This is a genomic window from Pedobacter sp. HDW13 (assembly GCF_011303555.1).
In the GTDB taxonomy this organism is placed as follows: domain Bacteria; phylum Bacteroidota; class Bacteroidia; order Sphingobacteriales; family Sphingobacteriaceae; genus Pedobacter.
The window spans coordinates 2,676,230-2,702,767 of record NZ_CP049868.1 but is presented as its reverse complement, the minus strand read 5'-3'; the positions used below and the strand labels follow the sequence as shown (position 1 = coordinate 2,702,767).

26 protein-coding genes, 2 tRNA genes and 1 pseudogene are annotated in these 26,538 nt (G+C 41.4%); 18 read left to right on the top strand and 11 right to left on the bottom strand.

Features of this window, described 5'->3' with window-relative positions; all coding sequences use genetic code 11:
* Positions 1-50 precede the first annotated feature (50 nt).
* A complete protein-coding gene (locus tag G7074_RS11480; RefSeq protein WP_166208469.1) occupies positions 51-230 on the bottom strand; it encodes a hypothetical protein in 180 nt (59 codons plus the stop codon).
* A 544-nt stretch (positions 231-774) separates the two neighbouring features.
* Here G7074_RS11480 and G7074_RS11475 point away from each other — a divergent pair.
* The 4 genes from G7074_RS11475 (at position 775) to G7074_RS11460 (ending at position 3,502) form a co-directional block, all read left to right on the top strand.
* Positions 775-850, top strand: a tRNA-Met gene (locus G7074_RS11475).
* Between the two features lie 28 nt (positions 851-878).
* Positions 879-950: transfer RNA gene (locus G7074_RS11470), tRNA-Glu, on the top strand.
* A 327-nt stretch (positions 951-1,277) separates the two neighbouring features.
* On the top strand, positions 1,278-1,757 hold the full coding sequence (locus G7074_RS11465) for a hypothetical protein (protein WP_166208466.1): 480 nt from the start codon (positions 1,278-1,280) through the stop codon (positions 1,755-1,757).
* A gap of 77 nt (positions 1,758-1,834) precedes the next feature.
* Positions 1,835-3,502, top strand: coding sequence for an alpha/beta fold hydrolase (locus G7074_RS11460; protein ID WP_166208463.1), 1,668 nt, complete (start codon positions 1,835-1,837; stop codon positions 3,500-3,502).
* Positions 3,503-3,543: 41 nt separating this feature from the next.
* On the opposite strand, the gene G7074_RS11455 is transcribed toward G7074_RS11460, so the two are convergent.
* Together G7074_RS11455 and G7074_RS11450 are read right to left on the bottom strand one after the other, a co-directional pair.
* Positions 3,544-4,260: a DUF92 domain-containing protein gene (locus tag G7074_RS11455; RefSeq protein WP_166208460.1), complete on the bottom strand. Its 717-nt coding sequence runs from the start codon at positions 4,258-4,260 to the stop codon at positions 3,544-3,546.
* Positions 4,261-4,422: 162 nt separating this feature from the next.
* Positions 4,423-4,791, bottom strand: a complete 369-nt coding sequence (locus tag G7074_RS11450) for a hypothetical protein (RefSeq protein ID WP_124558065.1) — start codon at positions 4,789-4,791, stop codon at positions 4,423-4,425.
* Between the two features lie 410 nt (positions 4,792-5,201).
* Between G7074_RS11450 and G7074_RS27925 the strand changes: the two genes are divergently transcribed.
* The 3 genes and pseudogenes from G7074_RS27925 to G7074_RS11440 all read left to right on the top strand — a co-directional run bounded on the left by G7074_RS27925 (position 5,202) and on the right by G7074_RS11440 (position 11,185).
* Positions 5,202-5,474, top strand: a complete 273-nt coding sequence (locus G7074_RS27925; RefSeq protein WP_370526628.1) for a hypothetical protein — start codon at positions 5,202-5,204, stop codon at positions 5,472-5,474.
* 95 nt (positions 5,475-5,569) lie between these two features.
* Positions 5,570-9,953 (top strand): annotated as a pseudogene (locus G7074_RS11445) (CusA/CzcA family heavy metal efflux RND transporter).
* 8 nt (positions 9,954-9,961) lie between these two features.
* Complete coding sequence (locus G7074_RS11440; RefSeq protein ID WP_166208457.1) at positions 9,962-11,185, top strand: efflux RND transporter periplasmic adaptor subunit; 1,224 nt, start codon at positions 9,962-9,964, stop codon at positions 11,183-11,185.
* Positions 11,186-11,363: 178 nt separating this feature from the next.
* Here the strand turns inward: G7074_RS11440 and G7074_RS11435 are convergent, their stop codons facing one another.
* A complete protein-coding gene (locus tag G7074_RS11435) occupies positions 11,364-11,681 on the bottom strand; it encodes a hypothetical protein (RefSeq protein WP_124558068.1) in 318 nt (105 codons plus the stop codon).
* A 335-nt stretch (positions 11,682-12,016) separates the two neighbouring features.
* Here G7074_RS11435 and G7074_RS11430 point away from each other — a divergent pair, with 335 nt between their 5' ends.
* The 5 genes from G7074_RS11430 (at position 12,017) to G7074_RS11410 (ending at position 15,695) form a co-directional block, all read left to right on the top strand.
* A complete protein-coding gene (locus G7074_RS11430) occupies positions 12,017-12,307 on the top strand; it encodes a LytTR family DNA-binding domain-containing protein (protein ID WP_166208454.1) in 291 nt (96 codons plus the stop codon).
* A gap of 146 nt (positions 12,308-12,453) precedes the next feature.
* On the top strand, positions 12,454-13,236 hold the full coding sequence (locus G7074_RS11425) for an alpha/beta fold hydrolase (protein WP_158673975.1): 783 nt from the start codon (positions 12,454-12,456) through the stop codon (positions 13,234-13,236).
* A gap of 68 nt (positions 13,237-13,304) precedes the next feature.
* Positions 13,305-14,015, top strand: coding sequence for a GNAT family N-acetyltransferase (locus G7074_RS11420; RefSeq protein ID WP_166208451.1), 711 nt, complete (start codon positions 13,305-13,307; stop codon positions 14,013-14,015).
* A 59-nt stretch (positions 14,016-14,074) separates the two neighbouring features.
* A complete protein-coding gene (locus G7074_RS11415) occupies positions 14,075-14,299 on the top strand; it encodes a CDGSH iron-sulfur domain-containing protein (RefSeq protein WP_039472820.1) in 225 nt (74 codons plus the stop codon).
* 199 nt (positions 14,300-14,498) lie between these two features.
* A complete protein-coding gene (locus G7074_RS11410; protein ID WP_166208448.1) occupies positions 14,499-15,695 on the top strand; it encodes a gliding motility-associated C-terminal domain-containing protein in 1,197 nt (398 codons plus the stop codon).
* On the opposite strand, the gene G7074_RS26585 is transcribed toward G7074_RS11410, so the two are convergent.
* The 3 genes from G7074_RS26585 to G7074_RS11400 form a co-directional block, all read right to left on the bottom strand.
* A complete protein-coding gene (locus G7074_RS26585) occupies positions 15,688-16,173 on the bottom strand; it encodes an AraC family transcriptional regulator (RefSeq protein WP_205944183.1) in 486 nt (161 codons plus the stop codon). The genes G7074_RS11410 and G7074_RS26585 overlap by 8 nt on opposite strands.
* Complete coding sequence (locus G7074_RS26580; RefSeq protein ID WP_205944182.1) at positions 16,146-16,493, bottom strand: hypothetical protein; 348 nt, start codon at positions 16,491-16,493, stop codon at positions 16,146-16,148. The genes G7074_RS26585 and G7074_RS26580 overlap by 28 nt, the downstream gene beginning before the upstream one ends.
* 109 nt (positions 16,494-16,602) lie before the next feature.
* Positions 16,603-17,475, bottom strand: a complete 873-nt coding sequence (locus G7074_RS11400; protein WP_124558074.1) for an oxidoreductase — start codon at positions 17,473-17,475, stop codon at positions 16,603-16,605.
* Positions 17,476-17,630: 155 nt separating this feature from the next.
* Between G7074_RS11400 and G7074_RS11395 the strand changes: the two genes are divergently transcribed.
* Complete coding sequence (locus G7074_RS11395) at positions 17,631-17,807, top strand: hypothetical protein (protein WP_166208445.1); 177 nt, start codon at positions 17,631-17,633, stop codon at positions 17,805-17,807.
* Positions 17,808-17,869: 62 nt separating this feature from the next.
* On the opposite strand, the gene G7074_RS11390 is transcribed toward G7074_RS11395, so the two are convergent.
* Together G7074_RS11390 and G7074_RS11385 are read right to left on the bottom strand one after the other, a co-directional pair.
* Positions 17,870-19,567 carry an arylsulfatase gene (locus G7074_RS11390; RefSeq protein ID WP_166208442.1) on the bottom strand — a complete coding sequence of 566 codons (1,698 nt, stop codon included), beginning with the start codon at positions 19,565-19,567 and terminating at the stop codon, positions 17,870-17,872.
* A 143-nt stretch (positions 19,568-19,710) separates the two neighbouring features.
* Positions 19,711-20,085, bottom strand: coding sequence for a DoxX family protein (locus G7074_RS11385; RefSeq protein ID WP_240916523.1), 375 nt, complete (start codon positions 20,083-20,085; stop codon positions 19,711-19,713).
* 96 nt (positions 20,086-20,181) lie between these two features.
* Between G7074_RS11385 and G7074_RS11380 the strand changes: the two genes are divergently transcribed.
* The 5 genes from G7074_RS11380 to G7074_RS11360 all read left to right on the top strand — a co-directional run bounded on the left by G7074_RS11380 (position 20,182) and on the right by G7074_RS11360 (position 24,632).
* Complete coding sequence (locus G7074_RS11380; protein ID WP_124558076.1) at positions 20,182-20,574, top strand: helix-turn-helix domain-containing protein; 393 nt, start codon at positions 20,182-20,184, stop codon at positions 20,572-20,574.
* Positions 20,575-20,643: 69 nt separating this feature from the next.
* Positions 20,644-21,129 carry a hypothetical protein gene (locus G7074_RS26575; protein WP_205944181.1) on the top strand — a complete coding sequence of 162 codons (486 nt, stop codon included), beginning with the start codon at positions 20,644-20,646 and terminating at the stop codon, positions 21,127-21,129.
* A gap of 299 nt (positions 21,130-21,428) precedes the next feature.
* Complete coding sequence (locus tag G7074_RS11370) at positions 21,429-21,731, top strand: helix-turn-helix transcriptional regulator (RefSeq protein ID WP_124558077.1); 303 nt, start codon at positions 21,429-21,431, stop codon at positions 21,729-21,731.
* Between the two features lie 10 nt (positions 21,732-21,741).
* The gene (locus G7074_RS11365; protein ID WP_124558078.1) at positions 21,742-22,842 is read left to right on the top strand and encodes an NADH:flavin oxidoreductase; all 1,101 of its coding nucleotides are present in this window, start codon (positions 21,742-21,744) and stop codon (positions 22,840-22,842) included.
* Positions 22,843-23,753: 911 nt separating this feature from the next.
* Positions 23,754-24,632 (top strand): pirin family protein, encoded by an 879-nt coding sequence (locus G7074_RS11360; RefSeq protein ID WP_124558079.1) that lies wholly within the window; start codon positions 23,754-23,756, stop codon positions 24,630-24,632.
* A gap of 7 nt (positions 24,633-24,639) precedes the next feature.
* Here the strand turns inward: G7074_RS11360 and G7074_RS11355 are convergent, their stop codons facing one another.
* A complete protein-coding gene (locus tag G7074_RS11355) occupies positions 24,640-25,815 on the bottom strand; it encodes a hypothetical protein (RefSeq protein WP_166208439.1) in 1,176 nt (391 codons plus the stop codon).
* The gene (locus G7074_RS11350; protein ID WP_233603758.1) at positions 25,812-26,450 is read right to left on the bottom strand and encodes an RNA polymerase sigma factor; all 639 of its coding nucleotides are present in this window, start codon (positions 26,448-26,450) and stop codon (positions 25,812-25,814) included. Before G7074_RS11350 ends, G7074_RS11355 begins: the two co-directional genes overlap by 4 nt.
* Positions 26,451-26,538 lie beyond the last annotated feature (88 nt).

The window sequence follows — 26,538 nt, the reverse complement described above, 5'->3', positions numbered from 1 at the left end:
AGCGCTCTCAGCCCCTCCTGAAAACGCTTTAATTGACTATTAATCTAAATTTATTCTGATTCTTTACTGACGGCAACACTCGCCACCGTTTGCCAGTTTTGAATAACCCAATCATAAAATGGTTCATCTGTAGTAGAGCCACCTTTCCAAATTACATAAAGCTTTTTACCGTCTTTACCAAGATAATTTCTGGCAATACACTGCTTCAAGAATAAAGAGGTTCGTTTCATTAAATATGATTTGAGCATTAAAGAATTTCAAATCGCAACCTATTGTCAGGTATTTTTGCAATTTAAAACATATAAACTTAACGTGCAGATTATCGTTTATTTGCAGGATACGATTATTCTAGGATTAATTTCACCGAAACTTAGCGCCTGATTTACCCGCATCAGATGACGATGCGGGTAAACAGGACTTTTAATCAACATAACTAACCAAAAATTATATCGAAATGCAAAAAATCCATAGCCTAAGAACAAGAGAGAAAATCATTATTCTTATTTAGATTGATTTTAAACAAAGAAACAAAGCAATTGTGAACTATCCAAATATTTTTACAAAAAGTAGATTAGCATAAAAAAGTTAAAATTATTTCCATCACACACACCCACACTAACCCATTCATTTTAAAAAACTTATACACCAATACTAAGCACTTCATTATGGGAAGTTTAATTTTTAATGGAAATATTCTTTTAAAGGATTTGGAAATTCGAAAATAAAGCCTACTTTTGCACTCCCTCAAACGGATATTTGAGGCGAAAAATAGAGTGCGGGGTGGAGCAGTTGGTAGCTCGTCGGGCTCATAACCCGAAGGTCGCACGTTCGAGTCGTGTCCCCGCTACCAAAGAGTTGAAAGACACTCTTAATTTAATGGCCCGTTCGTCTAGGGGTGAGGACGCCAGATTTTCATTCTGGAAACAGGGGTTCGATTCCCCTACGGGCTACGAAAATCAATAAAAAACCTGCAAATTAAACATTTGCAGGTTTTTTCATTTAAATCAAACTCCTAAAGCAGTTATCTAAACACTACAAAAAATTGTGTAACGGGAACAACCAGAAAACATTTCATTTTTGGCCAGATAATACCATCATAACACTATTCTTCTTTCTTAATTTAATTTTTTAAGGCCTGCTATTTAATTCTTGCGCAGCTGGTATTGATAAGTAGATTGATGGCCGAAATCTGATTCTCAACGCTTAAATTTCAGCATAAAGGTTATATTAGCTGCCATGATCCCCTGAGGGGAGACAAAAGAAAGAAACCGACAACTATGCTCATCAAACAAATAACTTTCAGCTTTGCTATTGCTTTTATTTCCTGGATTGTAGGTATGCTATTGAATGCTTTCCTGGCAAAAACGACATTTTACCAGCCCTTAACGCACCTTAACTTTATTAAAAATGAAAAGCTTAACAAACTATTAGGCTTAAACGTATTTAAATATATTCTGCTGCATTCTTTCTTTAAATTTTTCAACCCCAAGCTTTCCATGAAGAAAAAAATCAAGGCAAGTGAGTTAAATGAATATAGAAAAGAAATGACCGCAGCGGAGCTCAACCATCTGCTGGCATCTGGATTTATGAATGTTTTTATATTCATTAAAATCTTCAAAGGCCTTTACCTTTTTGCACTGGTTATCACCTTGGTTAACCTCTTGATGAACATCTATCCTGTCCTTTTGCAACAGCAAAATAAAAGGCGGATCGATAAATATCTTACTATTCTCACATTGAGATCTAGGCTACTCTAAAGGGCTACTATGCCTGGCAGGCAAAAAATTAAGATGAACATGCAACCGTTCAGGCCACTGTACCGTCTTTGCTGTATATGAGCAATATCCCTTCCTCTTTTAAAAGGCTATTTTTAACAGTAGCAGCATTATTCGTATTATTCAATGTTAAGGCACAGCGTATTTTAACCGGCAGTGTGAAAGATTCCCAACAACATCCGGTCCCATATTGTTCAATAGGCATCAAAAACAGTAAGGTTGCCACCGTTGCAAGCGAGGATGGGATCTTTAAACTGGTTATCCCAGACAGTCTGGCCAGCAGCAGTGTGATATTCAGTGCCACGGGTTTTATTGATCGGCATCTTCAGGCAAATGAATCCAAATCGGGAATGGTAATTACACTCCAGGAAAAGGTATTTGATATAGGCGAAGTTGTTATTAAAGCAGCGAAACTGAAAGAGCGGATCGTAGGGCAACAGTCCAGGCCCATGATAACTTTTTCTAAAATGTTTGACCAAAACGTTCCTAGTATAGAGCAAGGAAATATCTTTGAAATATACGATCGAACCTTGCTTAAAGCTTACAACTTCTATATCATGCCTAGCTCAAAGTTCTCTTCTATTACCTTAAAGCTTAACATTTACACGGTAAAGGATAATTTGCCCGACAGTAATGTTTTACGTAAACATATTACCTATAAGGCCAGCTCTACGGGTTGGCAGCATATAGATCTTGCCCCTCATCAGCTCAATTTTGATGGATTGGATAAGATTGCGGTAACACTACAACTGGTAAACTATGCACCAGATAGTAACAACAATTTTGTTTTTGGTGTTTCGGCAAAGAAAACGATAGCTAAAGACTTGCTGTTCCGATATCAAAGTCAGGGGAATTGGGAAGGCAATGCCGGAACCTTCATTGCCAATCTTGATATTAAGTACAGCAAGGAAGGAAAGAAATTGCAACTAACCGATAAACCTTTAATAGATGAAAAGCCGGAGATAACGACGCTAGCTAATTACTACCGTTATAAACAGGCGGCTTTGGAAAGTGGATATGGTAAAAATAAAAAAGGCAGATACATTGATCTGGGAGATGCCAGAATTTATACTGAGGAGTATGGTAAAGGTGAACCTCTGGTACTCTTGCATGGCAACAACGGAAGTATAGCAGATTTCTACCGCCAGATTCCTGTTTTTGCAAAACATTTTCGGGTAATTGCTATCGATACGCGTGGACAAGGTAGAAGTACCGACCTATCTACGGCGGCTTATAGTTACGATAAATTTGCCGACGACCTCCATAAAGTGCTTACTGCAATGGAACTAAAAAAAGTGAACCTGGTAGGCTGGAGCGATGGCGGTAATACTGCCCTGAGCTTTAATCTTACCCATCCAGAGTTGGTAGATAATATGGTAACCATCGGTGCAAACCTCTATCCTTCGGGCGTAGCTGATAGTTTGCTGGCCTCCTTTAAGAATCTGTTGACGGCACAAAACCCGCCGAAAAGCCCCCGATTAATCAGCCTGATGCTGGAGCAGCCCAATATTACCACAAAGCAATTGCAACAAATCGTCAATCCCGTGTTGGTAATTGCAGGAAGTGACGATGTGATTAAACCTGAGCATACCAGACTCATTGCGGCACACATTGGTAAATCTCAGTTACAAATCATTCCCAATGCCACACATTATGTACCCTTTGAAAAACCAGATTTACTCAATAAGGTTATTCTCGAATTTTTGAATCCTTCCTTCAAGAAATGATCGATAATACAAAGGCTTTCATTAGAAGATATACGGGAATCTTAAAGATAAAATATTCCAAACAACAACATCGCCAGCGCCGCTGTTAAGGTATTTAAAAAATTGACTGTATCATTTCCGATTATCCCCTTGCGCTCCAGCAAAGCCCCCAATACAGAATCAGTAAGGTTACCCAATGTTCCTGCTAGTACAATAAAGAAAAAGCTAATGCTCCACCCTGATCCAACTGCATAAATACTGGCGATAATACAGCTACCGGCAACACCGATCAGGGTGCCCTCCAGGCTGATAACTCCATCCATCCCGCAAGGTTCGGGCCTGAAGGAAACAATATTGAAAAACCGTCTTCCGTAAACCATACCCAGCTCGGAGGAGAGTGTATCTGCTGTAGCCGAGGCAAAAGATGCCGCTATTATCGGAAGCATTAAATAACCAAGCCCCGGATAACTTAAAGCTAGCACAGCCGCAATCGCCGCAGCTCCAGCATTGGCCAACACCTGTAAAGCACTACGACCTTTCTTCGTTTCTTCTCCGGTGGCAAAAGGTTGTTTTTTTGATTGCTGCCATGAAGTTGCTGCAGAACCTAGGATAAAAAAGGTGGTCATCATGGCAAGCCCGGTGTAACCTGAGGCGCTAAAAATAATAAGTGCCACTATTGCACCGGTAACAGCGGCCATAACGGTCAGTTTTTTGGCCAGAATGCTATAGGCCATACCACAAATGATGATGACAGGCAGAAAGATGCCGCTATTTAACATGTTACAAATATATCTGAATTATACTTATGCACATTGAAAATATTGGGACTTTGACCAGGCCCACTATATTTAATATTTTAAAGTGCGCAATCAGCAATCAGGCCATTTGGCAACAGAATTGCACAAAGGATTTAATATTGAAAAAGTAGCTAAGCCTTTTGTTTATTGTGATAGTGCGAACTTTTGGCCAAATAATATAGAGACTTTCTTCCTCATCTGAATGTAGTCCTGAAGATCTTTTCCTGAGTCGAACTTTACTTGCTGGCCATCACAATAAAACTGCCGGCCATTTAAACTACTGTAGTACGATTTGTAAATATCAATAATTTCCTTGCCATTAAATTCATAAAGCACTATGCCATTTGTTTCAGGGAAACCGGCAATATCCTGAAATTCACTTTTAAGCCAGGGTAAATTCTCCAAAGGATTTTTTATTCCACAGGCTACTGTATTTTTATCATAGGAAACTTTAGTTTTTTTACATCCGGCAATTAATATCAGCAGTAGTATTGGTACGATTTTCAGTTTCATTTGTCAAATAATTTATTGATTAAACCACCCATTGAACGTCTGCATATTTTCTGTTTATAATCCTCATAAGTGTTAACCATGTTCTAGCTTGCATACTTAAACTAAAGTCTAAGTTAACCAAAAAACAAATATAACGCTAGAAAATTTATTCCCGTCAAGCATAATCAATATTTTTCAGTGTTCAATATTTATCCATCCTCACAATACCTCAACCTATCGTTTTTGCTGCCTGATGAACATTGGTTTTCATTTTGCTACATCTTGAAATATTTGACAATCAACCGACTACAAACCCATAATGGTTCTTGTTTTAAAATTTGTTATTTAAATATTTTATTTACTTTTGAAAAAAAAATAGCGTGAAACACACCAGTTTGTTTTTAGGACTTCTAATCATTATACTCAGCTGCATGCCATGCAGAGATGTATTTGCTTTGGGCAGTTCTCAGCAGCGGGTTAACGCGCCAACAGCACAAGAGGTTTCCCATTCCTCAAAAACAGATGTTAACGATCTATGCTCGCCATTCTGTATGTGTTCCTGCTGCAGTGTGATGAGCGAGGTTTCAAAACCAATTTCAATTGCCATAATATTTCCACAGGTAATTTCAGATTATCAGATTTTAGCACCTAGCCAGGTGACCTCTTTACCCCTATCCGTTTGGCAACCGCCTAAATTAGGTTAATTCAATTTTTTTCGATGTCGGAGTGCGTCCCAATAAGATTGGTGTAGCATCGTCCTGCATTGCTATTTTTTGTTTTAAACTTAATTGAAAGAATAATGCTTCAAAATATTATTCAGTTCTCCATTAAGAACAAGCTCATTATTGCCTTGTTTACTTTGGGGCTGATTGCATGGGGAATCTATTCCCTTAAAAAACTACCCATCGATGCCGTTCCTGATATCACCAATAACCAGGTTCAGGTAATCACATTAAGTCCTTCGCTAGCTACCCAGGAGGTAGAAAGGCTTATTTCTTATCCTGTTGAGCAAACCATGTCCACCATTCCGGAAATTGAGCAGGTACGCTCTATTTCACGCTTTGGTCTTTCGGTAGTAACCATCGTATTTCATGATGATGTGGATATTTACTGGGCTCGGCAGCAGGTAAACGAAAAGCTTTCCGAGGCCAGGAACAACATCCCCCAGGGATTGGGAAATCCTGAAATCTCACCAATATCAACAGGTCTTGGGGAAATCTATCAATATGTTGTACATGCTAAACCCGGATTTGAAAATAAATTCAATGCCCGTGAACTTCGAAGTATCCAGGACTGGATTGTAAGGAGGCAGCTTCTTGGCACACCTGGTATTGCCGAGGTAAACAGTTTTGGCGGTTTGCTTAAACAGTATGAAATCGCCCTTGATCCCGATAAACTCCGAAGTTTAAACTTAAGTATAAGCGATGTTTTTTCTGCTTTGGAAAAGAACAACCAGAATACAGGAGGTGCCTATATAGATAAAAAGCCAAATGCTTATTTCATCAGAAGTGAGGGCTTGGTCGAGAACCTGGAGGACATCAACAAAATTGTAGTAAAGAATAATACCAATGGCATTCCTGTGCTAATCCGTGATATTGCGACGGTTCAAATTGGAAATTCGATCCGTTATGGCGCCTTAACCCGGGCTACAAAACAAGGTGAAGGTGAAGCAGTGGGCGGTATTGTAATGATGCTCAAAGGGGCGAATGCCAATAATGTGGTAAAGCAGGTGAAGGCTAAAATCGCCCGCATTAACAAAACCCTGCCACAAGGCGTTACCATCGAGCCTTTTCTCGACAGGAGCGCACTGGTAGACCGCGCCATGGGTACTGTAGCTAAAAACCTAATCGAGGGGGCACTGATTGTTATTTTTGTACTGGTACTTTTTCTTGGGAATTTCCGTGCTGGGCTAGTTGTAGCCTCCGTAATTCCACTGGCGATGCTCTTTGCCATTTCAATGATGAACCTTTTTGGGGTATCAGGCAACCTGATGAGCCTCGGGGCTATTGATTTCGGTCTCATTGTAGACGGGGCGGTAATTATTGTGGAGGCTACCATGCACATCCTATCCGGGAATAAATTAGGTCGGGCATACACACAACCTGAAATGGATGCTCAAGTAGAGAAATCAGCTGTTCGCATGATGAGCGCCGCAGCATTTGGCCAGATTATTATCCTCATTGTTTACCTGCCAATCCTGGCTTTGGTTGGCATTGAAGGAAAAATGTTTGGCCCTATGGCACAAACGGTATCTTTTGCCATTATCGGTGCATTTATATTATCATTAACTTATGTGCCCATGGTATCCTCGCTCTTGCTGAGCAAGAAAGTTGCACATAAACGGAACTTTTCTGACCGCATGATGGATTTTTTCCAGAGAAGGTATACGCCTATGATTAAAGGTGCACTTAATCATAGGAAACTTGTTGTCATCGCCTCGGTACTGCTGCTGGCCATCAGCGCGTTTATCTTCACCAGAATGGGCGGAGAATTTATTCCAACCCTGGAAGAGGGGGATTTTGCTGTAGAAACCAGGCTACTAACTGGTAGTTCGCTCTCTCAAACCATTGATAAAGTTAACCAGGCCTCAAAAATACTGGTAGAGAAATTCCCCGAAGTAAAAGAAGTAATTGGTAAAGTGGGGGCTGCTGAAATCCCAACAGATCCAATGCCGATGGAAGCCTGCGATTTAACTATCGTATTAAAGAACAAAAAAGAATGGACAACCACTCATGATAGGGAAGAACTGGCCGAGCTGATGAGCAAAGCGTTAGAAGAAGTTCCCGGGGTAAGCTTCGGATTTTCTCAGCCTATCCAACTCCGTTCCAATGAGCTGATCTCGGGTGTTAGGCAGGATATCGGGATCAAGGTTTTCGGTGACGATCTAGAAACACTGACCGCTCTTTCACAGAAAATAGGTAAAATCGTTTCAGGTGTTCAGGGAGCAAAAGATTTATACCTAGAACAGGCCACCGGGCTACCACAAATTGTAGTAAAAATTAACCGTGACCGGATTGCGCAGTATGGCCTGAGCGTAGAAACAGTAAATCAGGCTTTGAATACCGCATTTGCAGGTCAATCGGCCGGACTGGTTTACGAAGGCGAACAGCGTTATGATATCACCGTTCGATTGTCTCAGGCCAACCGTAAAGGGATTGATGATGTGAAAAATGTATATGTTTCTGCTCCCAATGGCAATCAGGTTCCTTTAGATCAGCTGGCTGATGTTGAATTTAAGGTTGGCCCTAACCAGATTCAGAGAGAAGATACTAAAAGAAGAATTATTGTAGGCTTAAATGTTCGGGGCGGGATATCCAGAGCGTGGTAAGCGAAATTGAAGCGAAGATCAACGAGCAAATTAAACTACCTGCTGGATATTACATCACTTACGGAGGCCAGTTTGAAAACCTTAAAGAGGCAACGGCCAGGCTATCAATTGCCGTTCCGGTGGCCTTGCTGCTGATCCTGCTCCTGCTTTACTTCTCTTTTGGTTCAGTAAAACAATCGGTGCTTATTTTCTCAGCCATTCCTATGGCCGCCATTGGTGGTATCCTGGGGTTGCTTTTAAGGGGAATGCCGTTCAGCATTTCTGCAGGCGTAGGTTTTATTGCACTTTTTGGTGTGGCCGTACTTAATGGTATTGTGCTAATTACCGAATTCAACCGGCTAAAAAAAATGAACAAATACAGCATTAGAGACATTGTGCTCGAAGGCACGGCTATTCGGCTACGTCCGGTATTAATGACTGCGACAGTAGCCTCGCTGGGTTTCCTGCCAATGGCCATTTCAAGCGCTGCAGGTGCGGAGGTACAAAAACCGCTGGCTACAGTTGTAATTGGCGGGCTAATTACCTCTACTATTTTAACTTTAATTGTTTTACCCGTGTTATACACTTATTTCGAGGGCTTTAAAAGCAGAAAGAAAACTGCAGCTCCACCAGCCATTTTAACTCTGCTGCTATTTGTCGGCATATGCACTTTCTCAAACTCAGCTCAGGCACAAACTGCTCCAGCTCGGGGCATGAGCATGGAACAGGCAGTAAATATAGCCATTGGCAGTAATCAGGCTGTCAAATCCGCTGCCTTACAAATTAGCAAGCAACAGGCACTTAAGGGCAGCTCAACTGATTTAGGTAAAACCAATATTGATGTCCAATACGGTCAGATCAATACCATCAAAAGGGATAATAACTTCTCTGCTACCCAGAATATTCCTTATCCCGGTTTATTCACAAGCCAGCGGAATCTTTACGATGCCCAGATCAAAAATGCAGAAATCGGATTAAGCGTTACCCAACAGGAGCTGAGCTATCAGGTACGGAGCGTTTATACACAGTTAGCATATTTTAAGGCATTGGAAAGGCTGTACATTAGTCAGGATAGTGTGTACAGCAATTTCTTAAAAGCGGCATCATTGCGCTATAAGGCCGGCGAGACTAACCTGCTGGAGAAAACCACTGCTGAAACACAGTATAACGAAGTTCGCAACCAGATGAGTAAAAACAAGGCCGATATACTGGCTTATTCTGCCGAACTTAAACGCCTGTTGAATACCAAAGAAGAGGTTATTCTGGCAAACACTGATTTTAAGCAAATCCTTTGGTTGGCTGAGCAGGGTGATAAAGTAACAACAGAAAATCCAACTCTTTTGCTGCTACGCCAGCAAATTGATATCGCCGATAAAGCCATCAGAGTAGAACGTTCGCGTTCAGGCCCCGATTTTAATATCGGTTATTTTAACCAATCGTTTATTGGACTTCAGAACATAAACGGCCAGGATATTTATTACGGTGGCGGCAAGCGTTTCCAGGGTATATCCGCAGGGATCTCAGTTCCTTTGTTTTTTAAACCATTCTCTTCACGGATCAAGGCGGCCAAAATAGATAAGCAGCTTGCCGAAAGTGAGTTTCTATTATCCCAATCCGATTTAAGGGGCGCTATGAACAGGCTTATCAGGATATGCTCAAAAATTCAAAAAGTATAGCTTACTATAAAGATAGTGCCCTGCCCAATGTAAACCTGATCTTAAAGCAGGCCCAGATTGCTTTTCAGGCTGGCGAAATCGGCTATATTGAATACCTGCAGGCCATTCGCACCTACTCAGATATCCGCTTTAACTACCTGGCGGCTATTAATCAATATAATCAATCCATATTCACATTACAGTACCTAAAAGGTAAATAAGATATCAAATGAAAAAAGTAATTAAAGTCCTTAACCGAATCTCCTGCATCGCTGTTCTAGCCATCTCGCTTTCTTCTTGTGGTAATAAGGAAAAAGATGCTGCTGCTACAGAGATCCAGGCAGACAGTACTGCAGCGGAAAGTAATGCTGTCGAATTAACTGCATCGCAATATAAAGCAGTTGGTATAGCATTGGGCAGCCCCGAACTTCGTTCCCTAAGCGGCATGCTTAAAGTAAACGGATTTATCGATGTCCCTCCTCAAAACCTGATCAGTATTACCACCCAAATGGGCGGTATCGTCAAATCTACACCGCTGCTTCAGGGAATTAAGGTAAGTAAAGGCCAGGTGATTGCGATATTGCAGAACCAGGAGTATGTACAGCTGCAGCAAGACTACCTGGAAAGCAAAAGCCAGCTTGAGCTCACTGATGCCGAATACAAACGGCAATTAACCCTGGCACAGCAGAATGTAAATGCACAGAAAACACTTCAACAGGCAAAAGCTGCTTATCAGGGGAACCTCGCTAGGGTAAGTGCCCTGAAAGCGCGTTTGCAGCTGATCAATATCAACCCTTCATCGCTCAATGCCGGAAATATCAGGAGCCAGATTAATATTTATGCCCCAATTACTGGCTATGTAACCAAAGTGAACGTAAATACCGGCAAGTTTGTAGCACCGAATGATGTGATGTTCGAAATTGTGAATAGCGCGAACCTACATGTTGAACTGAATGTTTTTGAGAAAGATGCTCAAATGGTAAAGAAAGGCCAGAAAGTGATTTTTTCTCTTACCAACGATTCAACCCAGCGCAGTGCTGTAGTACAACTGGTAGGTGGAGAAATTAATGCCGACAAAACCGTAACTGTTCATGCCATCGCTCAGGGTAGTACAGCTTTTATTCCAGGCACTTACCTTAAAGCATTTATTGAAACCGGTTCTGTAAAAGTAATGACACTACCTGTAGCCGCTGTAGTAGATTTCGAAGGTAAAAAATACATTTTCGTAAAGAACGAAGCTGACAATAAAGGTAAAACTGCCCAGAATCAAAATCAGGGGGCAGAAAATACCGGTCCTTCCTATCATTTCGAAATGGTAGCAGTAAGCGCAGGAATTTCAGAGGGTGGTTATCTGGAAGTAAACATGCCCGCTGGCAGGGATTTCTCAGGCAAAGTAGTGCTGAAAGGAACCTACGATTTGCTCTCCAAGATGAAAAATAGTGAGGAGGAATAATCTTATTGCGCCCTGGTGGCATTTCATTTAATCAAAATAAGGTGTTCTCTTGAGTGAGAACACCTTATTTTATAAGAAATAAATCTACCCGGAAATAAAAAAGTGCACACTGAAAATAGGAGTAATAGCCAGATGGCAAGCTGTACTCCACAAGGTTACAGCACCTGGTGGATAGCTTTTATAAACGATAATATGAGCCTTGTTCTGAAAGGACTTCCTTCCAAAGTATATAGCCCAGTCTGCTGCATTGCTCTGCTACGAAATATGCTATAATGTTGGGAACTTTATTTACTATGCGATAACGTATTTTGTACCTGGTGGTATAACTGATATGTACGATAAGGTTCTCAGGTACTGTCCGCTTATCAAGCAGTGCTGAGAGGTGAATCTCTTTAAGTTCTTTCGCTACCCGCTGTAACCTGTTGTTCATGATCTTTGCCAGGGCAGGCTCTTGCCTGAACTCTGTGTCTAATATAGCGAGTACCGTAACTGTCATCCGGCAAATTTATCATCCTTAAATGGATCTTCAAACTGCTTTTTTTTAAGTCTCTGGGTATGAGATTTTATTTTTATTAACATCGTTATTGCTACTAACCGGCTTAGCAGAGGGCTGTGTTTGGTGTAATCTTAAATCTTTGCGGTGGCTCTTGGCAGAGAAATATCTTCAGCAATATCTTTCGAAAAACGCTCGTGATTACGGCACCCGCTAAAACCCAGGCAATAACGTGAATATTTTGTGAAATGACGTTGGCTTGCAGCTGTGCACGAAGATGCCTTAAAAGCAGCTTACTCACTGTGGCGTAATTTGCCTTATAGTGCTTGCACAACCTAATGTCAAATGCAGTGTGCAAACTTAAAATCAGAGACATCAACTACCTCGAGGCCTTAGGCGATTATGTAAAAATAAATGTCGACGAACAAGATCATACCATCCACTCTTCCCTTAAAACCATAGAAAAGAAATTACCCGTTGATATTTTTCTGCGTGTGCACTGGTCATTTATCATTAACATTAGTAAAATTGATAAGGTAGAGGGCAAAACGCTGGTAATTAACAATAACCTGATCCCTGTTTCTGACGCCTACAAAGCAGATTTAAACAAAAGGATGAATTGCTGGTAACGCATTAGCGATTGGCAGATGCGGGTAATATATTTTTTAACAATATCCGGAACAGTGTTATAATTTAATGGCTTACTTATGCTAAATTTATAAAATAAATGGCCACTGGCAAGGGGCGAAAAAGGATAAAGCAAAATAATATAGATATGGAAATTGAAAAAACAACTGGCACAAAATCCGTTAACGGGATCAGTATGTATTACGAGATTTATGGCAAAGGCGAAATTCCTTTGGTATTGATCCACGGCGGCGGTTCTACCATACCATCCAACTTTGGCAACTTTATCCCCTATCTGGCCCAAAACAACAAACTTATTGCTGTTGAACTACAGGCACATGGTCGTACCGGTGATCGCGATGCGCCCGAATCTTTTGAGCAGGATGCAAACGATGTGGTTACCCTGCTTGAGCAGCTCGATATCGCTAAAGCCAATTTCCTGGGGTTTAGCAATGGTGGTACCACCACCCTGCACATTGCTGTACGCTACCCCATTGTAGTGAATAAAATTATTGTTATTTCGGCCAATTACCAGAAAACAGGACTAATAGCCGGTTTTTACGATGGCTTCGGAGACGCTACTTTAGCACACATGCCAGAAGGACTTAAAAAATCATATCTGGAACTGAACCCCGACCCTGCCGGGCTGCAGAATATGTTTGAGAAAGATAAACAGCGCATGCTACACTACATTGATCTGAGTGATGATGAAATTGCAGGCATTAAAGCAGATGCTTTACTCATGCTGGCCGATCGTGATGTAATTACGCCGGAACATCTGGTTAAAATGTCGCGATTGATTGAAAATTCGCGCTTAACCATTTTACCCGGCATACATGGCAGTATGATTGGGGAAATCTGTGCGCCTGATATCAACCCTAAAACACTCGAATTTACTGCCGGTTTAATCGAATCATTTTTACATTCATAGTACACAGCAAGGCCCTGAGTTGCCACTGCAAAGCAGGATTTTAATTGCCTATTGAATATCTTTGCAGCATGGAACACCTGCTTGATAATCCCATTTACCATGCCTTAACATCGGCGCACGCTCATTTTGCAAAAGGTGTTGAGGGGGTTAAATACTACCAGAAAGATATTGCTGCATTTGCAGGCTTAAAAGATAATTCGGCAGAAAACCTGCAAACACTTTACAAAATCAGCGAAGCCGACAGTTTGTTTGTAGTCTTTTCTAAAGCGCCATTAACCATACCAGCCCTTTGGACTATACACATGCAAATTGATATGTTTCAACTGGTTTATGAAGGAGTAAACATGCCCGAAAGCACAAACGGAGGGCTTACTGACCTTGATCAAAGCCACGTAACCGAAATGTCGGCCCTGGTTGAGCTTACCAAACCGGGACCGTTTTTAGCCAAAACCATCGAATTGGGTAACTACATAGGCATATTTGCCGAAAACCAATTGATTGCCATGGCTGGTCACCGCTTCTTCCCCACTCCTTACCGCGAAGTAAGTGCGGTTTGTACCCATCCCGATCATTTGGGAAAGGGTTATGCTCTTAAAATTTTACAGGAGCAGATTAAAAGAATACTTAACCGTGCCGAAATACCTTTTTTACACGTTAAAAACGACAATCTGGGTGCCATTAAATTATACCAAAAACTCGGTTTTAAAATCAGGACGGAGATGACGGCTTATGTGATCAGAAAAGAACAGGGAGGAGAACCAGAGAATGTTTCTAAATAGAAATCAGATCTGAGATTGCGGTAAGTATGTTTTAGTTTTGCAGGAAACGAACAAAACACATGTCTAAAACAAAACTTACCATTAACAATAATGGATCCGTTAAAATAGAAGGCGATTTCGAAATTGTAGATAGAAACGGAAATACTTATGGCTTACAGGGCAGAGAAGTAGTATCGATCTGCCGTTGCGGCCTTTCTAAAAATAAACCTTTTTGCGATGGTTCACATAAAGACCATTTTGAGCATGAGGCAATTGCCTTCGATCTTCCTCCTAAAAAAGTTTAACTTATTTTAAAGCATCAATTTGATGCTTTTTTTGTTTCTAATAGTCTTCATCAATTTACCGACTCAATTTAGCCATTCATAGAATCTTAACAAAAAACACCAGTCTTAACAGAATGGTGTTTTTTTGTTTACAGTAATTTTAATTGCCGGCATTGATATTTACCTACTTTAGCCCTATTATATTGCCGATCTAAATTACGTGAAGCCTCAAGCAAACGCCCTCAAACTGTTCTGTTTTTTTATTGCAACAGTACTCTCATCTAAATGCTTAACTGCCCGTGAACTTTCCCTTGTTCATTACGAAGTAAACACCTTTGCTGCAGCTCATCCTCTGCCTTTCAATGCCATTAAAACTTGCGAAAGTTCTGGTTTAAGGGCCATAAGGTTTCCACCCATTCCCCCCAAAAGAATATGTGATCCTGATTTTGACCCGATGGCCACCAGCAGCCTACCCATAACCTATACATCGAGCGAGCCTGATGTAGCCGATATCATTAACGGAAAAATACACATTTACGGGCCTGGGACAGCAACAATAACCGCAAGCAACGGAGTCGAAACGGCTACCCAACTGCTAACGGTATCTAACCTGCAGAAACCCTATGCCATTGTCAGCACATCAACTGTTTACATCTGTGAAGGTTCTACCGTATCTTTTCATGCCGCAACCGATAACGCAGGTGCCAACCCCAGTTATATATGGTTGATTAACGACGTAGACGTTGCTAATAATAACGCCACCTACACTACAAACAGCCTGACCAACGGCGACAGAATTTCGCTGGTGGTAACCAACAACGATTATTGTATTCCGCTTTCCGCCCAATCCAATCAAATTATTGTTGAAGTTACACCTTACACCGCCTTTAGTGTAGAAATTGCAGCCAATACAACCGATGCTTCCTGCGCAGGTTCAGCTGTTACCTTTACGGCACAAACCCGAGGCAATTCTAACACAGAGGCTGTTATCAAATGGTTTGTAAATGACCAGCAGACCAACCAAATCGGAAGTACATTTACAAGCACTATGCTAAAAGACGAGGATGTAATAAGCTGTCAGGCTTTTGGTTCAGGATCTTGCCTGGCTAATGCCATAGCCTATTCTAACTTTATCCGCGTAGCCGTTAGAAACGATTGTGAAATACTGTTACCCAATTCCTTTTCGCCAAATGGCGATGGGGTGAATGATTACTGGCAGATAAAAGCAATTGGCAATACCGATTTAGTACAGGTTTTTAACCGGAACGGAAGTATTATATTTCAATCAAGAGGCTATGCTATTCCCTGGGATGGCACTTTAGCGGGCAAAACCATACCTGTTGGCACCTATTTTTATCTGATTACTGCAAATGGTGGCACAAAGAAACTATCAGGCAGCGTTACACTTTTCAGATAGCTGCTCCAATCCTCGATGGTGCAACACCATAAGCCTTTTTAAAAACGAAAGAAAAATGCGACAAATCTTTAAAACCAACTTCCAGATATACATCAGATGATTTCCAGCCTTTTTCCCTGATCAGGTAATGGGCATCGGCTAGGCGCTTTTGCTGTAACCAACGGTTTGGCGCGGTATTAAAAATTTTCTGGAAATCGCGCTTAAAAGCAGCTAGACTCCTGCCGGTTAAATAGGCAAAACGTTTAATATCTACATTAAACTTATAATGCTCGTTCATATAGGCCTCCAGGTCAAGCTTACCCGGTTCAGAAAAATCGAACAGCACATTTTTTAAGCCCGGATTGGTTTCGAGCAATACCATCACCGCTTCCTTTACCTTCAAATTGGTTAAACCTTTATTAAATTCATTGCTGCCATCCAGGTAAGGCACTAAAGAATCGATATAGTGCTTTAGCAGGTTATTCGGTTCCAGTAGCATCGCCCCCTGCCCGTTATCGGGCCTGTAGCTGTAAGGTTATACTCTTCGCTAATGCTGTGCAAAGTATCCTGATCTATCGAAATAGAAATAGAGCGGTATTCGCCACCTGCGGGTGGAAATTTAGTCCAGCGGGTAAGCTGGTTCCTTTTAAAAAAACGGAAATCGCCCGGTTTGAAAACAAATTTTTCGCCTCCTATAAAATGCTCCGAGCTACCCGAAATCATGAACCCAAAATTATGCTGAGCAATAAACTGCTCGCCCTCGCTGTTTTTTCGCGAATAACAGGAATAGAGGATATTGGGCTTTTTATTTTCTTGCATGTAATCAAATTTATAAAATAAAAAGCTGCAATTGCAGCTTAGCAGCTATTATAAAGTAGCTAAATAGAACACAGCTATTGCGCCATAGCCATGCTCTATTCAGCTGCATTTACTTTTTCAAAAAGGTTTTGCCCAAATTAGAAGTAAGGAAATTATCGGCCTCATCATGATCAGTTGATACACTCACGGCCATCCATTTTTCCATTTCGGCAGTACGCGCTTCATCGGCATTTTTTAACATGCCAATGGCTTCGCTACCTAAAACCAAATGCACAGGCGGTTCAGTACTATCTACCAAATCCAGCATCACTTTGGCTGCCTTGGCCGGATCGCCCATGGGTACAAATCCGCCGTTTTTAAAATATTCGGCACGTTGCTCTACTTTTTCATAACCTTCAATATGCGGTGCATAGGTCATCGAATCGCCTGCCCAATCTGTCCTGAAACCACCGGGCTCTACACTGGTTACATAAATCCCGAAATCGATTACTTCTTTGGCCAACACCTCGCTAAAGCCACTCAACCCGAATTTGGCCGCCTGATAAATACCAATACCAGCGTTACCCACACGACCACCTATCGAGCTGATTTGTAAAATCCGTCCCGAACGTTGCCTGCGCATAAAAGGTAAAACAGCGCGGGTTATTTCAATGGGTGCGTACAGGTTGGTTTCCAGCTGACTTCTCACCTGCTCATCTGTAAATGCTTCGGCAGCGCCTACAATACCGAACCCCGCATTATTCACCAGTACATCAATCTGGCCAAAATGCTCCACTGCCGATTCTACTGCCAAATGCACCTGATCATAATCGGTAACATCAAGCTCGATCGGAAAAACCTGCCCCGGGTATTTAACTACCAGATCCTGTAAGGCAGCTGTATTTCGCGCAGTTGCGGCAACTTTATCACCATGGGCCAAAACTACTTCTGTTAGGTTACGGCCCAAACCGCGGGCACTACCTGTTATAAACCAAATTTTCATATGCTTTCTATTTTTATTTAACTCAAAGGTATAGCGATTATAGCCGCAGCGCTTTGCTATACAGCTCAACTTACTTTGTTAAAAAGCTCAATATATTTTATCGGAACTTTTCTTTCTGATTTGATGTTAAACAAACACAGCAATTAGAATAGGAGATGGCAAAAGCAAAGAAAAAGGCAAAAAAGAAGGCTAAGAAAAATAAGCTCGGCGTTAAAAATTCGTTAGTGAACAACATTAATGCTCGAAAAAAGAAAGGGAAATCGAGATCTAAAAAGAAATCTAAAATCAGCAAAAAAGCTTATAAGAAAATGAAAAAAGGCTGGAAAGACTAAGCCTGTAAATTCGGGTCAGCGCTTTTCAGCCCGGTAAACCATTTAAAGTTAAAGCTTAAAGGCTAATTCTTTGGCGACACATGGTTTTCTTTTGCCCAGGCCTGCCATTTGTCATTCAATACTTTTACGCGATCGGGGTTTTGAGCTGCCATATCTTTTAATTCAGTTTTATCATTTTTAATGTTGTACAAATGCCAGGTCGAATCGCCGGCAAGGTTAACCAGCTTCCAATCTCCTGCGCGTACATAGCGTGCATTAAAATGTTCGTTAAACAACATATCGTGCCCCACGGCCTGCTTCCCTTTTAATGCTGGTACCAAGCTTTCGCCCTGCATGGGCTTGATGGTGTTGCCCTTATAATGGGTGGGGTATTTTGCCTTTCCAAGCGCTGTAAACGTGCGCATAAAATCCATTACATGACCAACCTGATCGCTGTAACTGCCTTTTTTAGCCGTAATACCTTTAGGCCAGAAAGCAATCATTGGGGTATGTACACCACCTTCGTAAGCTTGTGCCTTAGCCAACTGATAGGGCGTATTGGCCACATTGGCCCAAATAGGTCCGATAGAAGTATAACTGGTTTGCGGACCCGGCATTACCTTTTTATAAATGGGATAAGCAATTTTTTCGCCAGAGCGGGTTTGGCTTGGGCGATCGAAACCGGGGCCATAACGCATGGCATCTTCCGGACTTGCCCCATTATCACTTAAAAACACAATCAGCGTATTGTCTAGCCGGTTGGTTTCCTTTAAAGTTTTAATAATCCTGCCAATCCCCTGATCCATCCTGTCGATCATGGCTGCATGTACTGCCATGGCCATTTCATCAAATTGTTTGGTAGGGTTATTTTCCCAGTTATCGTTACTTTTTCTTGGCGAAAGTGGTGCCGTTTTAGGATCAATTAATCCCATGGCTACCATTCTTTTATACCGGGCTGCACGGATGGCATCCCAGCCCACTTTATAGGTATCTTTATATTTGGCAATATCTTCGGGCTTTGCCTGTAATGGCCAATGCGGTGCATTTTCGGCTACATACAGGAAAAATGGCTTATCGCCTTTACTAAATTCGCGGATGTAGGTAGATGCCGTATCGTTAATCGCGTCGGTATGGTAATAATCTTTGGGTACTGTTGTTATCGGGGTGGTACCACTTACCAGGCTAAAAGGGTCAAAAAAATCGACTACGCCCCAAAGTGTACCAAAAAACTTTTCGAAACCCCTGTTGGTAGGGTATTGATCAATTGGCGAAAACAGCGGGAAACTGGTTTTATGGTTCAACCAATCTTGTTGCGCCTGAGGCGTGGGTTGCTCAACGGTGTTAGCAACGTGCCATTTGCCCGACATAGCCGTGCGGTAACCTGCATCCCTTAAAACCTCGGCAAGGGTAACTGTATTTTTGGTTATGGCACCGCGATAGCCTTCAATATTACGGTCCTGGGTCATTTCGCCTATGCCAGCGTTGTGGTTGTAAAGCCCGGTTAATAAGGCCGCCCGTGTGGGGCAACAACGCGAAGTATTATAGAAATTTCTGAAACGAACGCCCTGAGCGGCCAGGTAATCGATATTTGGTGTTTTAATTTCGCCACCATAACAGCCAATATCCGAGAAACCCAAATCATCGGCCAGAATTACAATGATGTTGGGCCTTTCGTCTGCCTTAAGCGTCTTTTCCGGCGCTTTACCGTCATCCTTAAATGCAGTAAAAAAAGCCATCGAAGCAAATAAAGCAAGGGCCGAATATTTAGTATAGATTTTCATATCAAACCCAAAATAAAATAAAAACCCGGGAGTTTATATTTCATCATTAATTTGTTGCAATGCAAACTAAACCGTTTTAATAGATGAACTTAAGCAGTTTCAACGCAAAGCATAAATGAAACCGCTTAAGCCAATAAATGCGGCTAATTCGCTTTTTTACTTTTATGATAGGTAAAGTAGGATACTGCCAAAACGGCTAAAAAGATCAGTGGTGCACTGGCATGGCCAATGGTATCGCCCGAGGCCAGATGCGCAATACAGGCCGAAACAAATACAATTGTAAAACCGGCATAAGCCCATTCTTTAATCAAACCTTTAATAGGTACCAGCAAAACAATTGCACCCAGCAACTTCGCAATCCCTAATTCTACCCTAAAATAATCGGGAAAACCCACATGCTGAAAACCCTGCTTAACCTCTGGGTTGGCAAAATAGGAATAAGCCGAAAAAACCATCATCAACGAAACCAATGCTGTTGATATCCAATACGTAATCTGAATTGCTTTTGTGTTCATCATCTTTTTTGAGGCAAACCTAGCTACTTTTGCTATCAAAAAGATACTACTTTCCCAAAGGATAGTGGTATCATTTAGGAAAGCGTGTAACTTTGCCCTATGGGACCAAAAGATAAACACCACGATAAATCTGCATGCACCGCCAGCATGAACGCCATTAAAGATGCACTGTATGTATTGAACGGTAAATGGAAACTCCCTTTGATTTTGAGTTTGCAGGACCGGCCACTCCGTTTTAACGAAATTCAGAAATCGTTGGGAGAAATTACGCCAAAAATCCTCTCCAAAGAACTAAAAGAACTCGAATTGAATGAGTTTGTGATCAGGAAAGTGTTCCACACCACGCCTGTAACGGTAACCTACGAGTTGACCGAGTACAGCGGAACCCTCGATAGTGTAATTAACGAACTGAGGGAATGGGGAATGCAGCACCGCGAACGTTTGGTAAAAAACAGAAGGAAAGAAACAAGCCTGGAAGAGAAAAGCGCCTAAGCCTCGTTCAGCTGAACCCTTTTGGACCTAAAAAAGCAAAAACCTGAATATGATAAAATTCGGCTATCTTTGCAGAAAATAAAATCGATGGCGATATTACATAGAAAAGAAGAAAAAATTCAGGCAGTGCTGGGGAGGTTGCCTAAAAAATATACAGATGAACAGTTTTTAGAAATGTTCATCAAACTTTACTCAAAAGATTGGGGCAAAATTAAATCGGCCTATACCAAACAAGCGCAGGATAAAGAACCGGGTACCGTAATTAACATGCCCAAACCAGATGTTTATTTAAAACAGCTACTGGCAATTTATTTACAAAATACAGCAGCACCTAAAGCGGCTGAAGTAAAAGAAGAAATTGTTGCTGAGCCGGTTGCTGAAGTTAAAAAAGCTAAAGCGCCAGCTAAAAAGAAAGAAACTGCTACAGAAAGCGAAAAAGCAGCACCTAAAAAAGCTAAGGCACCAGCTGCGAAAAAAGCTACCCCGGCAAAAGAAACTGAGGAAGAAACCAAGAAACCAAAAGCAGCAGCAAAAAAGCCCGTAGCAAAAAAATAAAAATATTTTAAGTGTTATATAATAAATCGCCCTTTTGGTTGTTTATATATATGAGAGCGTTAATTTAGATGACGGGGATAGGTCGGTATGATTTATCCCCGTTCTTTTTTTACCACAATTTCGACTGGTATAGTCGGAGGTCAGGAGTCGGAAGACCGAAAATTTGGTGCAAAAAGGAATTGCATTGTTTTCTCCCTGCTCTGCGCACTTTGCGGTTAAAAAACCCTGAATCAAACATACAATTGTAAATTTCATTCTTTTAATTGGCATATCGGGAAAAGTCGATATACATTTGCGTCATGGATCAGGTAGAGATATTTAAAGCACTTTCTAATAAAACCCGTTTACAAATTTTAAACTGGCTTAAAGAGCCCGAGAAAAATTTCCCCGAACAGCCTAACGCCGATTTCGAAAATGTTGGTGTTTGTGTAGGGCAAATTCAATATAAGGCAGGCTTATCTCAAAGTACCATTTCCGAATACCTTTCTATTTTACAACGTGCCGATTTGGTATGTGCCACCCGTGTTGGGCAATGGACATATTACAAGCGCAATAAGGAAGGTATAGAGAAGTTAAGTCAAATCATCAATTCAGAATTATAATCTACAATACATGAACACAGATAGTTTATTCAGGCCATTTAGCCTTAAAACATTAAATACTAAAAACAGGATCGTAATGGCTCCTATGACCCGCTCATTTTCTCCTGACGGCGTACCCACAGCTGATGTAGCTACTTATTATACCAAAAGAGCAGCTGGCGAAGTAGGTTTAATTCTATCAGAAGGAACGGTAATTAACAGGCCCTCTTCGTCTGCAGATCCAAATATTCCTCATTTTTATGGAACCGAAGCTCTTGCCGGATGGGAAAATGTAATTAAAAGTGTACATGGTGCAGGCGGACAAATGGGTCCACAAATCTGGCACCAGGGTATTCATGCAAATCATGCTTCTGGCTGGCTACCAAGTGCTCCATTTGAAGGCCCGTCATCTTTTAACAGTCCGGGATTCGAAAACGGAGTACCAATGACGGACGCTGCCATTGCCGATACGATTGCCGCTTTCGGACAGGCTGCTGCCGATGCGAAAGCTATTGGTTTTGATACCGTTGAAATACATGGTGCCCACCAATATTTAATCGACCAGTTTTTTTGGGACGGCACAAATAACCGTACCGACATTTACGGTGGTAAAACCTTAGCCGAACGTACCCGTTTTGGTGTAGAAGTAATTAAAGAAGTACGCAAAAGAGTAGGCGAAGATTTTGCTGTAATTATTCGTTTATCGCAATTTAAACCTGCTGCATACGATTTTAAACTGGCCAAAAACGAGCAGGAAATGGAGCAATGGTTAACGCCTTTGGCTGATGCCGGCATCGATATTTTTCACTGTTCGCAGCGCCGTTTCTGGGAGCCCGAATTTGAAGGTTCTGACCTTAACTTCGCGGGCTGGGCTAAAAAATTAACCGGTAAAGCAACTATTTCAGTTGGTTCGGTTGGTTTAGATGGCGATTTCTTTGGCGCATTTGCAGGCCAAAGCTCACAACCCAGTTCTTTAGATGAATTGGTACGCCGGATGGATCGGGGCGATTTTGACCTGGTAGCCGTTGGCCGCCCGCTTTTAGCCGATCCGAATTGGGTTGAGAAAATTAAAAACAACCGCACCGAAGAGCTGAAAGGCTTTAGCAAAGAAGCCTTGATGCAATTGGTATAACAATCTTTATTTTTTCTTTTTAAGTTTAAAAAGCACCTCGAAAGGGGTGCTTTTGTTTTAATGCTATGGTCTTAGTTACCCATCAATTTTAATAATTCCATTTTGGATAGCCATAATTTTTCTATATTGGTTTATACAAAGGGACGATGACCCAATTTTTCAACTTGTTAATTTAAAAACCCAAAAACATCACACCTCCCCTCCTTTATTCCACATTTACTCCACATTTACTCCACGTTAAGGCCACCTTTTAGCCAGGCTTACCTGTGTACTGCTTCGTCCCATGTAGAGGATTGCTTCGCTTATACGCCGGTAAAAATTAAGTACTGCTGGCTCTTGCCTATACCACAGGTTTAGCACGCTTTCGGTTGGTGGGTTAAGGTTGGCCGGATAAAAGGTATGGGAATGGTGGAGCAGGTATACGCTTAACCGCTTCACCTTGGCATTGGGTATAAGAGATGATGCGGAAGATCCTTCGACCGGCTTAGGATGACAGCCCCAATAGAAAATCGTCATTGCGAGGAGGAACGACAAAGCCTGCCTTCAGCAGACAGGCTATCTAACAACGATCGCTAGTTGAGATTGAATCGATGCTTTTTCCCAGCCATCAGAGTAAGATCGCTTCGTACCTCGCAATGACGACATCGAATGGGCTGTTACTAATCATTGTAGCTTTATCTCTTAATGGCCTTAATCTTAATGATGAACATGTTCACCACCTTAGACGCCTAAGGGCATTTAAGGGGATGGGATTTAATCTTTTAAAGATGTTGCGCTATCAATGACGTTATTTAAGCATCATTCATTAATCAGTGCAATAAAATGAATTCGACTAATACGAGACAGGTCTAATTATCCTCCAACTTTCACTGTTTTTCAGTAAATTCACCTCATCAAAAACCAGCATCATCATGTCGAACATTAAACTTATTATCGAAGAACGCCCGGCCAATATTGGGAATTTTATGGTTGGCAGATTACTGCCTTTCAGAGAGAAGAGAATGGTTGGTCCATTTTCCTTTATCGACCACATGGGCCCTGCGGCAATGAGCGACCATGAAAACCTCGATGTTCCTCCACACCCACACATTGGTCTTTCTACCCTCACATTTTTGTTTGAAGGCGAAATTACCCACAAAGATAGTTTGGGTTCTGACGTGATAATTAAACCTGGTCAGGTAAACTGGATGACTTCAGGAAGTGGTATTGTACACTCGGAACGGACACCAGAATATTTGCGCCATACCGATAAAATGTTGCATGGCTTGCAAATTTGGGTGGCATTACCAAAAGACCTGGAACAGATGGATCCGGAGTTTTTCCACGTGGAAGAAAACGATATCCCGGCATGGGAACAAGATGGTATTGCTGTGAAGTTAATTGCCGGTGAGGCTTTTGGTCGTAAATCGCCGGTTCCGGTTTACAGTCCGCTGTATTTCCTTGAATTAAAAAGCACAAGCCGTAAAAAGGTAAACATTGGCGATTATCTTTTTGGCGAAAGTGCCCTTTACATTTTAGAAGGCGCTATAGAAAGCGATGGCCACATTTTTGAGCCGAGGCAGATTTTAATTGCCAACGATGCCAAACTCTGCGAGTTTACCATGCACGAAAACACAACGGTTTACATTTTTGGTGGCGAGCCTTTCCCCGAAGAACGTTTTATTTACTGGAATTTCGTGGCATCGGATAAAGAACTGATAGAAAAGGCAAAGCAAAAATGGCTGGAGCAAAGTTTTAAACCTGTACCAGGCGAAACTGGCTTTGTGCCCCTACCCGAGCAAAAAAGATAAACCAGGCTTAGTTCCCTTTTCCGAATAAATTCATATTTACCGAAACTGCTACGCCGGTTGATGATAACCTCGAATTGCCATAACCGATATCGGTTAATGGGATTTTCATGAAAGGTTTTGCGCTGATGCTTAAATTGTTGTTGATTTTGTGTTGAAACTCTACACCAATGTTGGCAATACCCAAATAATGCTGATTACGACCTCTTACCTCATATTCTTGAGGTCCCTGGTAAGCACCATCGTAGCTATAGCTGTATTTCTCTTTTAACATGAGGTAACTCGAAAGCCCTGTACTTACCGATATGGCATTGCGGCTGTTGCCAAAAACTTTATAGTTAACATTTAACGGAATATCAATCACATCGCAATTGGCATGGATATTTGATGGTATAATTTTAAAAACGTAATTGGTATTGGGTCTATACAAGCTAAAGTCCGAATCGTAAATTTTCTTGGCATAGGTAGCCCCTGTGGTTACGCTGAGCTTTTTGCTTAAAATATAAGTAGCCTCTACCCCAAAACCGCCACTCAAATTACTCGTACCCGATTTTTGAACGCTGGTTAAATCAGGCGCCGCTAAAATACTCAGCACCAATCGCGGTTTTTTCTTCAAAACAGGCTCCTTAAAGGGCTGTGGTTTACCTATTGCTACACTGGCAATCAGGTTTTGATCTTTAAAAGTTACCGGATCAATTGCAGTGCTAAGCGCTGGCTGATAAACCTTATTGGCCAACAGGTTGGTATTAGCAGGCTCCACAAAAGCTAATTTTGGTGCATCTGTATCAGTTAATATATTTTTTTCTACTAAATGACTTCTTCCGGCTTCATTCGTGGTTACCACAGCCGAATCTTTATTTACCATCCCATCATTTTGCTTTAAAGGTGTTTCGGTAGCCTTACTCGCATTATTTTCTGGTTTAGGATTATTTTTTTCCCCTTTATCGGTTTTCACCACTTTATTCGCATCAGGCTGATTGTCTAATGGTTTCACTAATAAAAACACAATCAATAACATGGCTGCAATTCCTGCTACAGCAGCAAGCCAAACCACAGGTACCACCCTCCGCTTTGGTTTTGGATGCAATCTTTCCTCCAGATTATCCCAATCTAAATCATTAAAAGGCAGATCGGGGTTTCCCAATCCATCCTTAAATAATTTATCTATATCTTTTCCCTCTTTCATTGCATATTTGTGTTTAACTTCACCTGTAAAAGGTTTCTATCTACTTCCGAATTTCTTACCTGGTAAGTTTTCGCTTCGGTAGCTTTTAACGTTTCCTGTAATTTTTGCCGGGCCTTAAACAGGTTCGACTTCGATGTTCCTACCGATATATTTAACATTTCGGCAATTTCTTCATGGCTATAACCATCTATAGCAAAAAGGTTAAAAACGGTTCGGTAAGCCGGACTTAAATTCTGTACCAAAGCCAGCAAATCGTGATAAGCCAGTTTATCGTACACAGAACTTACCTGCACAATATTTTCGTGCTCCTGAATATCTACATGATCGGCAAATTTTAAATTGGCACGGTAAAAATCTATAGCGGTATTGGTTATAATCCGCCCAAGCCAAGGCATAAACGCTTTCGACGTTTCGTATTTTGAAATATTTTTAAAAGCTTTAAAAAAGCCATCGTTCAGTATTCCGGCAGCATCCAGGCGATCGTTGGTGTAACGCAAACAAATCCCCATAGCAAAGCTATAGAAATGTTTATATAGTGCTTTCTGACTATCTCTATCATTTCTAACACAGCCCTGAATATGCTTTTGTATCGTATGTTCGGTATCGCTACTAGCGGTCACATGTTCTCCTTTCAAAACACATTACGGTATAAGTTTACAAAAGGTTGCCCGAAAAATTTTTTTTTTGAAATTATTCTTATTTCTTCTGTTTTAGCAAAAAATC